Origin of the sequence: Streptomyces sp. NPDC087310, assembly GCF_044744405.1 — a bacterium.
In the GTDB taxonomy this organism is placed as follows: Bacteria; Actinomycetota; Actinomycetes; order Streptomycetales; family Streptomycetaceae; genus Streptomyces.
The window spans coordinates 575,997-586,640 of the sequence record NZ_JBIUYF010000004.1; the positions used below are offsets into that span (position 1 = coordinate 575,997).

Annotated in this window: 10 protein-coding genes; 4 read left to right on the forward strand and 6 right to left on the reverse strand. The window is 68.8% G+C overall.

Features of this window, described 5'->3' with window-relative positions; translation table 11 throughout:
* Positions 1–270: 270 nt before the first annotated feature.
* On the forward strand, positions 271–477 hold the full coding sequence (locus tag ACIO3P_RS17790; protein WP_329828968.1) for a hypothetical protein: 207 nt from the start codon (positions 271–273) through the stop codon (positions 475–477).
* 289 nt (positions 478–766) lie between these two features.
* On the opposite strand, the gene ACIO3P_RS17795 is transcribed toward ACIO3P_RS17790, so the two are convergent.
* From ACIO3P_RS17795 to ACIO3P_RS17820, 6 genes are all read right to left on the reverse strand, one after another.
* On the reverse strand, positions 767–1,342 hold the full coding sequence (locus ACIO3P_RS17795; protein WP_401851599.1) for a hypothetical protein: 576 nt from the start codon (positions 1,340–1,342) through the stop codon (positions 767–769).
* A 3-nt stretch (positions 1,343–1,345) separates the two neighbouring features.
* The gene (locus ACIO3P_RS17800; protein WP_401851596.1) at positions 1,346–1,639 is read right to left on the reverse strand and encodes a Dabb family protein; all 294 of its coding nucleotides are present in this window, start codon (positions 1,637–1,639) and stop codon (positions 1,346–1,348) included.
* A 100-nt stretch (positions 1,640–1,739) separates the two neighbouring features.
* On the reverse strand, positions 1,740–3,047 hold the full coding sequence (locus ACIO3P_RS17805; protein ID WP_329828971.1) for a PLP-dependent aminotransferase family protein: 1,308 nt from the start codon (positions 3,045–3,047) through the stop codon (positions 1,740–1,742).
* Between the two features lie 561 nt (positions 3,048–3,608).
* Positions 3,609–4,268: a hydrolase gene (locus ACIO3P_RS17810; protein ID WP_329828972.1), complete on the reverse strand. Its 660-nt coding sequence runs from the start codon at positions 4,266–4,268 to the stop codon at positions 3,609–3,611.
* Between the two features lie 701 nt (positions 4,269–4,969).
* Positions 4,970–5,308 (reverse strand): GNAT family N-acetyltransferase, encoded by a 339-nt coding sequence (locus ACIO3P_RS17815; protein WP_329828973.1) that lies wholly within the window; start codon positions 5,306–5,308, stop codon positions 4,970–4,972.
* Positions 5,309–5,331: 23 nt separating this feature from the next.
* Positions 5,332–6,342: a pirin family protein gene (locus tag ACIO3P_RS17820; RefSeq protein ID WP_401851594.1), complete on the reverse strand. Its 1,011-nt coding sequence runs from the start codon at positions 6,340–6,342 to the stop codon at positions 5,332–5,334.
* 122 nt (positions 6,343–6,464) lie between these two features.
* Here ACIO3P_RS17820 and ACIO3P_RS17825 point away from each other — a divergent pair, with 122 nt between their 5' ends.
* The 3 genes from ACIO3P_RS17825 (at position 6,465) to ACIO3P_RS17835 (ending at position 10,638) form a co-directional block, all read left to right on the forward strand.
* Positions 6,465–6,953, forward strand: a complete 489-nt coding sequence (locus ACIO3P_RS17825; protein ID WP_401851592.1) for a carboxymuconolactone decarboxylase family protein — start codon at positions 6,465–6,467, stop codon at positions 6,951–6,953.
* Between the two features lie 177 nt (positions 6,954–7,130).
* Entirely contained in the window at positions 7,131–9,167 is a 2,037-nt protein-coding gene (locus ACIO3P_RS17830) for a thioredoxin domain-containing protein (RefSeq protein WP_329828977.1), read from the forward strand.
* A gap of 262 nt (positions 9,168–9,429) precedes the next feature.
* The gene (locus ACIO3P_RS17835; protein WP_399291229.1) at positions 9,430–10,638 is read left to right on the forward strand and encodes a glycosyltransferase; all 1,209 of its coding nucleotides are present in this window, start codon (positions 9,430–9,432) and stop codon (positions 10,636–10,638) included.
* Positions 10,639–10,644 lie beyond the last annotated feature (6 nt).

Here is a 10,644-nt window from a genome sequence, read left to right on the forward strand (position 1 = left end):
GCCGTTGTGGTGGGAGACCGACGGGGCGTGTGTCGGGGGTGTGTGGGGTGTGCCGGGGCGGAAACCAAAACATCCAGCCCTGTAATAGAAGTATGACGAACGCGTATTCGGCGCCGGGGCGCTGATACGTTTCTGGTCGGGCGTCAGGGGGCGGAAAGTGAATTCCTTCTCCGCCCCGCGTGAACCGGGCGCCCTGACCGTGGCAATTCATGGCTCGGCGTGGACGCGTCTGGGCCGTACGTTACTTGGGGACATATGCGTAACAGGTTTATGAAGGCAGCAGTTGTCGTGGCCTCGCTCGCGGCGATCACCGGCGCCACCGCGGCGACGGCGCAGGCGGCGGACGAATACCGCGGCCTCCCGACCGAGCAGGCGTGCATGGACAAGGGGGCGGCGCTGACGAACAACGGTCACACGGCCGGCTACATGTGCTCCGAGCAGAGCGACGGCTGGCTGCTTGAAGTGGGCAACGACTGAAACGGCTCATGGTGAGTGCTCCCAGGTCGTCATGGAACGTGTCGTCTTGGAACGGGCACAACGGCATGTGACGGGGGCCCTGCGCTGTTCTCGGTGCCTTTCGAGCCCGAATGTTCCGCCTCGTAGCGACGCCAATCATGATGGTCTGCCTGGCACTCGCCACCGCAGGACTGTCAGTGATCGCGGTTGCCAGTTGGGTGGGCCTCACGGGCACCGAGGACCTCGCGGCGAGACGGGCATGTCGGCACCGGGAGCCGCGGTGTGGCTGTGCGGGTGGTGGGGTACGGGCTCAGGTGCGGACGAAGACCGACCAGACCATGCGGATCGGGCGCAGCCGGGAGATGAAGCGCAGTCCGTGCCGTGTGGCGGCCGGTTCGGTGGTGAGCGCGAGGTCGTAGCGGTGCTCGGCCACGGCCTGGGCCGCCTGGCTGGTGGAGCCCGCAGTGGCTACGTCGGGCAACTGGTATGCGGCGGGCAGCAGTTGGCCGACCAGTGGTCGCGGCGAGGGGTGCGTCACCACGCTCGGGCGGTCGGACAGCGGACCGCCGTCGGCGCGCCGGGCGATGCCGTACAGCGGGGTGTCCATGACGAAGACGCCGGCCAGCGCGATGTCGTCGGCCATGTAGAAGTGATGGATGTCCCGATAGGCGTTGGCGACGACCACATGACTGACGGTGCCGGCCTTCAGGTCCTCCATGGCCTGTTCGTAGGTCGTCCTGAGCACGACCGGCGGCCCGTCGGGCAGGCGGGTCCGCAGCAGCCGGGCGGCCTGCTCGCTGCTGGTGCCCTCGGGGCCGAGCGTTCCGATGGCCGGGGGCCCGGCCGGTGCGGGCCGGACGTCGATCCAGCCCAGCTCGATCGTCATGCGTCACTCCTCGATGTCGGCGACGATCCAGGTGCTGATGGCCTGCCACAGCGCCGCGGATTCCTGGTGGAAGGGGTGGTCCTGGTAGCTGCGCAGAGCGCCCTGGTCGGGCAGCAGGCCGATCGCGGCGAAGTCGTAGGCGATCGGACGGTCGGCGGTGTTGCGGCCCACCTGCCAGTGCAGGAGGCCGGGCACCCGCTCGCCGACGAGCAGCGAGGACCGCTCGGCCGCGAGGGCCGCGGAATCCTGCCAGCCGAAGCCTGGCTTGAACTTGAACAGCACAATGTGTCTGATCATTGGCTTTCTTTTCGGTCGAATGGTCACCGAATGACCCGTGCGGCGGCTGCTTGCCCTGGCGGCTTTCCGGTCGGACCGGGGGCGGGAGAAAGGCGGGCGATCAGACGGAATGACCAGGAGCCTGGGCCTCGGCAGTCACGAAGGCGGTCAGCCGGTCGAGTCCCTCGTCGATCGACGCGTCGTCGAGCAGACTGAAGGACAGCCGGATCTGATGTGAGGAGGCCATGCCGGTGTGGAAATGGTGCATGGGGGTCCAGATGACCCCGTGGTCGCGCGCCGATCTGCGCAGCGAACGGTCGTCCACGTCGAACGGCACCGTCAGGACGACGAAGAACCCGCCGGCCGGGGTGTTCCACGTCACCGGTCCGGTAGCGGCGAAGCGCGCGGTGAGGCCGGTCAGCATGTGCCGCAGGTTGGCGCGGTACACCTCGATCTCGCGCTTGTTCGCGGCGACCATGCTGCACCCGTGGCGCAGAAGCTTGCCACCGATGACGGCCTGGGCGACGGGTGAGGTGTTGAGAGTGACGTTGCTCTTGATCAGCGACAACTGGTCCGCGAGGGTACCCGCCGGGCGGCCGTCCCTGATGACGGGCTGGTCGGCCACGACGAAGCCGACGCGGGCGCCGGGCAGGCCGGTCTTGGCGAAGGAGCCGACGTGCACGACCTGGTGCCGTGTGTCGAGCGCCTTGAGGGTCGGCGGCCGGGTGGCGGGGGCGGCTTGGAAGAGGCCGTAGGGGTTGTCCTCGATGATCAGCAGATCGAGATCGGCCGCCAGGTCGAGCAGGGCGATTCGGGTGGCCAGGTCCAGGCTCACTCCGGTGGGGTTGGCGAAGTCGGGCACGAGGTAGAGGGCGCGCGGGCGTTGTCCGCGGGCGCGGGCCGCTGCCACCTGCTGAGCGAGGTCGGCGAGGTCGAGGCCGCCGTCTCCGTCCCTGACGCCCAGCACGGGCATGTCCAGCAGGCGCGCGGCGCCGGTCAGTCCGAAGTAGGTGGGCGTGACGGCGAGGACGACGTCCTGCGGGGAGGCGCGCAGGGATTGCAGCGTCAGGAACATCGCCTCCTGGCTGCCGACGGTCACCACCACTGCTTCAGGGTCGACGGTGATGCCCTCGTCGATCTCGAGGTAGCGGGCGACCAGGTCGTGGATGACGCCCTTCGTCCGCCCGTACTGGAACACCGTTCTGCGGGCCTCCTCGTCCGTCAGCCCCACCACCTCGGTGAGGTGGGTGACGAAGGTGCCCAGGTAGTCGTAGAGCTGCTCGACCCGGAAGAATTCCTCGTAGGGCCGGCCGGCGGCGAAGGAGACCGCCTGCGGGTGGTCCGAGGCGATGTCGTTCAGCAGATTCATCGAGAGCAGGACGGGATCGTCCAGCGAGGGATGAAGTTGCGCGAGGGATAATTCAACCACTTTTCGATTCTCCGTCCCGGCGGATTCGACGGCCGGGATCGTGCACACCGGAACCGTTCATCCAAATTGCGGCCCCGTGGGGCAGTGGCGATCCTTACCTGCGCAGGGACGGGGCGCCGGAAAACGCGGCGCCCCGTCCGGATGGCTGCGATTGGCCCCCTTACGTGACAGTGAGAGCTTCCGCATGGGGGAAGACGAAATCTCCGGAAGAGAATTTCTGGTGGCGATACCGCGGTTCTCTCGCGCGTATGCCGAGAGGCTCCCGTCGTAGAAACCGCCGGTCACCTCGACGGCTTGAGCGACCACCTGCGTCTGGGCGTACGCGAGAACACGGCATCCGCGGAGAGGAGCGCCACGGCCGTCGGCCGGGGATTCTGCCGCGCGGCGAGTTCGAAGAACCCACCGGTGAGCCCGGCGTTCGGATCCGGCCCGGTCGGGACCGCCTACGACGAGATCAACCGGGTCCTCGTCGATCAGCCGTTCGTAGATCCCGGGTCCGCGAGGGGACCGGTCGGTGACAGGCAGTACCCGATGCGGATGGGTGCCTGTTCCGCGGTCATGTCAGACGCCGCTTCCAGCGCGTCCTGTGGCGAGCAGTTGCATCTCCCAGCTAAAGGCGACGCCGGTGGCGCCCCCGTGCTGAAGCATGACCTCGGTCAGGCCCGGGAGGGTCTCCTCACGCGCATAGTCGCGCTGCCACTCACTCATCACGGCCAGCCAGGTGATCGGCACCACTCCCGCCTGGACCATGCGCCGCACGGCCATGTCATGAGCTTCCTTCGAGGCACCGCCCGAGGCATCGGTGACGACGAAGACCTCGAAGCCCTCACCCGCCGCCTGTATCGCGGGCATCGCGACACAGACCTCCGTCCACAGGCCGGCGATGATCAGTTTCTTGCGGCCGGTCGCCTTGACGGCGTCGACGACGCGCTCGTCCTGCCAGGTGTTGACGAACGTGCGGTTGATCGGCTTCTGCTCCGGGAACTGGTCCTGCAGCTCCTTGATGAGGTAGCCGCCGCGCTCCTCCAGCACGGTCGTCAGGATGGTCGGCACGTCGAACGCCTTGGCAGCCTTGGCGAGGCCGACAGAGTTGTTCACGATCATCGTGGGCTCGTGGCTGTTCAGGTTGGCGAACTGGAACGGCTGGTGGTCGATCAGGACGACGACACTCTCCTCGGGTGTCAGCAGTGCCTGAAGTCCGGACTTTGCTTCCTTGCTCATGGGATCCCTCTCCTGGTGTCTGTTTCCGCGTGCTCGGACGGGTCACCGTCGATTCGGCCGTACGCCGCGGCCTGAGGCCGAGCCGGCCAACCGTCACTCCGAATCGGTCGACCGCTCCACGAACCAGCGGCGGCCCCGTACACAGGGCCGGCCCCGGCATCAGCGGCGACCCGCCCCGCCATGTAGATGACGTGTCACCTACATTAGCATCGAAGCTTGATACGTCAACTAGTCGCAAGGCGACCGGAGTTGATGACCCCGGCCTGGAGGCGTGAAGCTGGTGGTTGGCCGCGAACGTCGTCGTGTGGCCGGTGGCAGTTGCCTTCTCGGCGAGGAGCGCACGAGTCCGCCGTGTTCGGGCAGGAACAGGGTTCTGTACGACCGGCCGAACGGGATACCCGGCCGGCGTCAACAAAAAGGGCCACCCGGTTCCAGGCGCGCCCGCTGTGCCAGGCGCCATGGCCGAGGGCGTGGGTGTTCGTGTGCGGCGTGACCGCTGCGGTGGGCACGTCTTGATTTCACCGGCCGCGACGCGCTCCCGGTAGTGGCCTCGTATCACGTCCGCGCCATGACATTTCTGGCACACATGTATGACGTGGTGTCACTGGTGCACCGGAAGCTCCGCGGGACACTGGCCGAACGATTCGGGCTGGGCGCCACGGCCCTCCGTCACGCCCTGCATCCGGGTCGGACTTACTTGCTCAGCCGAGCTGTGCCTTCAGCCACCGCAGGACATCAGGTGTGACCGGGTCGGTGATGTCCGCGAACTCGTCGTGCCGTTTGAGGAACTTGGCGACGTAGGGGCAGACCGGGGTGATCCGCATTCCGGATGCGCGCACGTCGACGAGTGCCTGCTGGACCAGCCGGGCGCCCAGCCCCTGGCCGGCGAAGACCTCGTCGATCTCGGTGTGGAAGAAGACACGCCGCACGCCCAGGTCACGGTAGGCGGTCAGACCGGCGCGTCGGCCGTCGGCAAGGATCTCGTACCGGCTGTCGGCGTCCACCCGCTCGACGACCGTGGTGATGGAGGACTCGCTCATGGTGTGCCTTTCGTGAGGGAGGGTCAGTTGGTCGGGTCAGTAGGTCGGTGGGTCGGTGGGTTCCGGCGCGGTGTGATGACGGCGTTCGGCAGGGCCGGTGCGGGAAGGCGTCCGCCGGGAAAGTCCTCGATGGCGCCGAAGCGGTCGGAGGATGCCTCCCAGTCCTCGCGGGCTTTCACGATGTCCTCGTGGCTGCGACCGATGAAGTTCCACCACATGACGATCTCCTCCTCGAAGGGAGGTCCTCCGAGGAGGATGGCCCGCGCCGGGGCGTCGGTCTCGTTCACCATCGTCAGGGTGTCCGCGCCGCGAGGGACGTAGCCGAGTTCGGCAGGCCGCAGCACGGTGTCGATCAGGCGGATGTCCCCGCCGTCCACGAGGAGGCCGTGCTCGAACGCCATGTCCACGGCGAGAGTGAGCGTCATGTGCGGTTCGATGACGATCTCGGCGCCGAGCAGCGGCGTGAAGGTGCGGACCGGGGTGGTCCGGCCGCCGAGCGAGCCGAGGAAGACCCTGATCTCGGCCCCGTCGACCCGTGCGAGTTCGGGCACGTAGTGCTGGAAGTCCCGGGCCGTGTCGCGGTGTTCCTCGGGCAGCGCGACCCACAGTTGGACGCCGTGGACGACGGTGGTGTCCGGAGTGGAGACCTCCGAGTGGGCGATGCCGTATCCGCCGGTCATGAGGTTCATCTCGCCGGGCCGGATCAGGGCACGGGTGCCGAGGGTGTCGCGATGTTCGAGCTCGCCGCTGAACAGCCAGCTCACCGTCTGCAGTCCGGTGTGCGGATGCGGGGGCAGGTCCATGCCGCCCGACGCGGCGACCTGGTGCGGGCCGTAGTGATCGGCGAAGCACCAGGCGCCGATGAGTGTGCGCTCCCGCTGCGGCAGCGTCCGCCGCACGCGCATCGCACGGGGGCCGCCCAAGGGGACCTCACGCGCCGACAGGACATCGACCCGGCGCGCCCCGGCCGGCCGGTCGCCTTCGACGAGCGCACCGCAGCGCAGAGGCTCGGCATCGTTTTCCACATTGCTCACCGGGAGCACCTCCCCAACATTTTGGTTGTCACATCAACTACGATGCCACGAAGGCAGGCCGATGGCCACAACACCCGTACGAACACCGGCCACTTCGAGCGTGGCCCTAAGGAGGCTCCGGCGTGAGCAACCACACCCACAGCTCCCCGCCCCGCAGGATCTTCATCGACAAGCAGAGCCCCAAAGCCTTCCATGCCTTGGTGCAGGCATCGGAGGCCGTCCGGGCGACAGCCTCCGAGGCCGGGCTCGACCGCATCACCGTGGAACTGATCAACCTGCGCGTGTCGCAACTCAACGGCTGCGCCTACTGCCTCGACGTGCACACCGGAGCGGCCCTGCGCGCCGGTGAATCACCGCGGAGACTCGGAATCCTGAGCGCATGGCAGGACACCGGTTCGTTCACTCCTTCGGAGCGCGCCGCCCTGGCGCTGGCCGAGGCCGCGACCGATCCGGCGAACGCCGCGACCCAGGCATCCGCCTACGAGGCCGCCCGGCAGGTTCTCTCCGAGGATCAGATCTCGGCCGCGATCTGGGTCGCGATCACCATCAACGCGTTCAATCGTGTGTCGGTCATGAGCAAGCACCCCGTACCGTCGCATCACGACAAGTAGAGGCGGCTGCCCGCTGTACCGCCGGCAGTGCCCGCAGGGGACCTCATGGCGGCAGGAGGTCCGGAAACGTGACCCGGGCAGGGGCCCACGGCTTGGCGGCGGATGCCGGCGCACCGCGACTCTCCGCCCGGTGCGGACGGCCGCCCGCTACCGGCTTGATCGTGCGACGATGCCGGTATGAATCGTCTGGCCGACTCCCAGTCGCCGTACCTGCTCCAGCACGCCGACAACCCCGTCGACTGGTGGCCCTGGTCGCCGGAGGCGTTCGCGGAGGCCCGGCGGCGGGATGTGCCGGTGCTGCTCAGTGTGGGGTATTCGAGCTGCCACTGGTGTCATGTGATGGCGGGCGAGAGCTTCGAGAACGTGACGACCGCCAAGTACATGAACGCCCACTTCGTCAACATCAAGGTCGACCGCGAGGAGCGGCCCGATGTCGACGCCGTCTACATGGAGGCCGTACAGGCCGCCACCGGGCAGGGCGGGTGGCCCATGACCGTGTTCCTCGACGCGGAGGGCGCGCCCTTCTACTTCGGTACGTACTTCCCGCCCGAGCCCCGGCACGGCATGGCCTCCTTCCCGCAGGTGCTCGAAGGCGTCAGCTCCGCCTGGACCGGCCGGCGCGAGGAGGTCGCCGAGGTGGCCGCGCGGATCGTCGGGGAGCTGGCCGGGCGGTCGCTGGCGCAGGGCGGGGACGGGCCGCCCGGGGAGGGGGAGCTCGCCCAGGCGCTGCTGGGGCTGACCCGGGAGTACGACGCGCAGCGGGGCGGGTTCGGCGGGGCGCCGAAGTTCCCGCCGTCGATGGCGGTGGAGTTCCTGCTGCGGCACCACGCCCGTACCGGCTCCGAGGGCGCGCTCCAGATGGCGACGGACACCTGCGAGGCGATGGCGCGCGGCGGGATCTACGACCAGCTCGGCGGCGGGTTCGCGCGGTACTCCGTGGACCGTGAGTGGGTCGTGCCGCACTTCGAGAAGATGCTGTACGACAACGCCCTGCTGTGCCGGGTTTACGCGCATGTCTGGCGGGCCACCGGCTCCGATCTGGCCCGCCGGGTCGCCGTCGAGACCGCCGACTTCATGGTCCGTGAACTGCGCACCGCGGAGGGCGGGTTCGCCTCCGCCCTGGACGCGGACAGCGCGGACGGCAGCGGCAAGCATGTCGAGGGCGCCTTTTACGTGTGGACGCCCGCCCAACTGCGGGAGGTCCTGGGGGAGTCCGACGCCGAGTTCGCCGCCCAGTACTACGGGGTGACGGAGGAGGGCACCTTCGAGGAGGGCGCCTCCGTGCTGCAACTGCCCCTCGGGGAAGGGGTGGTGGACGCCGGGCGCGTCGAGTCCGTACGGGCACGGCTCCTCGCCGCCCGTGAGGAGTCCCGGGAGCGGCCGGGGCGCGACGACAAGATCGTGGCCGCCTGGAACGGGCTGGCGATCGCCGCGCTGGCCGAGACCGGCGCGTACTTCGACCGGCCGGACCTGGTGGAGCGGGCCACGGAGGCCGCCGATCTGCTGGTACGCCTCCACCTGGACGACGCGGCGCGGCTGGCCCGTACCTCGAAGGACGGTCGGGTCGGCGCGAACGCCGGGGTGCTGGAGGACTACGCCGATGTGGCGGAAGGGTTCCTCGCGCTGGCCGGGGTCACCGGGGAGGGCGTGTGGCTGGAATTCGCCGGGTTCCTGCTGGACATCGTGCTCGACCGGTTCGTGGGGGAGGGCGGCGCTCTGTACGACACGGCCGACGACGCCGAACAGTTGATCCGCCGGCCCCAGGACCCGACGGACAACGCCACCCCGTCCGGCTGGACGGCCGCCGCAGGGGCGCTGCTCTCGTACGCCGCGCACACCGGTTCCGAGCGCCACCGGAGCGCGGCCGAAGGGGCGTTGGGGGTCGTGAAGGCGCTCGGGCCGCGGGTGCCGCGCTTCATCGGCTGGGGGCTCGCGGTCGCCGAGGCCGCGCTCGACGGGCCCCGGGAGGTCGCGGTCCTGGGGACGGGGGAGGAGGGCGCCGGGATGCACCGTGCCGCTCTGCTGGCCACCGCGCCCGGCGCCGTCGTCGCGGCCGGTGCGGTCGTCGCGCCGGGGAGCGAGGAGTTCCCGCTGCTGGCGGACCGTCCGCTGGTCGACGGGCGGGCCACCGCGTATGTCTGCCGGCGCTTCGTCTGCTCCGCCCCGACGACCGAACTCGAACACCTGAAGGGTGAATTGGGCGTGTTCGAGTAGAGTGTGGCCGGTTTCCGACCCGTGGTGAATGGGACTGAAACGCAGTATTCACCCAATCGGCCCTCCTGTCGTCACAGGTCCCCCTTATTGTCTTCACGTTAGACGCAACAAGTGCGCGTGGGGGACATGCGTACCGGGGGATGACGGGTGTGCCGGCGGCCAGGGGGGCCTCGCCGCGGCCACCCAGGCCGAGGGGGGCCGTGTGGTCACGTCCGTGTTCATAGGCGCGTTCATCGCTGCCGTTTCGCTGGCGCTGTTCTGGATGGCCGCGTTCACGCTGTGGTGGCAGATGCATGCCTGGCGTACGCCGGAGACGCTGGCCGCCACCAGATTCGACCCGCCCGACGGCGGCCGGGCGGGCTCGTTCTCGCTGCTCCTGCCCGCCCGCCACGAACAGGCGGTGCTGGAGCACACCATCGAACGGCTGCTGGAATCCAGCCACTCCAGCTTCGAGATCATCGTCATCGTCGGACACGACGACCCGGAGACCGCCGCCGTCGCCGAGCGGGCGGCGGCCCGCGACCCCGACCGGGTCAGGGTCGTCGTCGACACCCACGAGGCCAAGAACAAACCCAAGGCGCTCAACACCGCGCTGCCGTACTGCGCCGGCGAGATCGTCGGGGTCTTCGACGCCGAGGACCAGGTCCACCCCGAGCTGCTGACCCATGTCGACCACGCCTTCCGCTCCACCGGCGCCGATGTCGTCCAGGGTGGGGTCCAGCTCATCAACTTCCATTCGAGCTGGTACAGCCTGCGCAACTGCCTGGAGTACTTCTTCTGGTTCCGCAGCCGGCTCCATCTGCACGCCCAGAAGGGGTTCATCCCGCTGGGCGGCAACACCGTCTTCGTACGGACCGATGTGCTGCGCGAGGCCGGCGGCTGGGACCAGAACTGCCTGGCCGAGGACTGCGACCTGGGCGTACGGCTCTCCAGCGTCGGCAAGAAGGTCGTCGTCGCGTACGACTCCGACATGGTCACCCGTGAGGAGACCCCCGGCTCGCTGATGTCGCTGCTCAAGCAGCGCACCCGCTGGAACCAGGGCTTCCTCCAGGTCTACCGCAAGGGCGACTGGCGCCAACTGCCCACGTCCGGGCAGCGGTTGCTCGCCCGCTACACCCTCATGACCCCGTTCTTCCAGGCGTTCACCGGGCTTGTCATCCCGCTCAACGTGTGTGTCGCGCTCTTCCTCGACGTACCGGTCACGGTCGCGTTCGTGACCTTCCTGCCGCTGGTCACCGCCCTCGTGACGTTCGTCTTCGAGATCGTCGGACTCCACGACTTCGGCAAGCAGTACGGGCTGCGCATCCGCCTGACGCACTACCTGAAGCTCATCGCCGGCGGCCCCTTCTACCAGGTCATGCTGGCCGGCGCGGCGATCCGCGCGGTCTGGCGCGACCGGCGGGGACGCGACGACTGGGAGTTGACCCGTCATGTCGGCGCGCATCTCACCCGAGAGGACGTCCACGCGTGACCTCCA

Bases quoted from the DNA above. Each gene is read 5' to 3' on its own strand.
- ACIO3P_RS17790 (WP_329828968.1), top strand. From the start codon at position 271: ATGAAGGCAGCAGTTGTCGTGGCCTCGCTCGCGGCGATCACCGGCGCC.
- ACIO3P_RS17795 (WP_401851599.1), bottom strand. From the start codon at position 1,342: ATGACGATCGAGCTGGGCTGGATCGACGTCCGGCCCGCACCGGCCGGG.
- ACIO3P_RS17800 (WP_401851596.1), bottom strand. From the start codon at position 1,639: ATGATCAGACACATTGTGCTGTTCAAGTTCAAGCCAGGCTTCGGCTGG.
- ACIO3P_RS17810 (WP_329828972.1), bottom strand. From the start codon at position 4,268: ATGAGCAAGGAAGCAAAGTCCGGACTTCAGGCACTGCTGACACCCGAG.
- ACIO3P_RS17815 (WP_329828973.1), bottom strand. From the start codon at position 5,308: ATGAGCGAGTCCTCCATCACCACGGTCGTCGAGCGGGTGGACGCCGAC.
- ACIO3P_RS17830 (WP_329828977.1), top strand. From the start codon at position 7,131: ATGAATCGTCTGGCCGACTCCCAGTCGCCGTACCTGCTCCAGCACGCC.
- ACIO3P_RS17835 (WP_399291229.1), top strand. From the start codon at position 9,430: ATGGCCGCGTTCACGCTGTGGTGGCAGATGCATGCCTGGCGTACGCCG.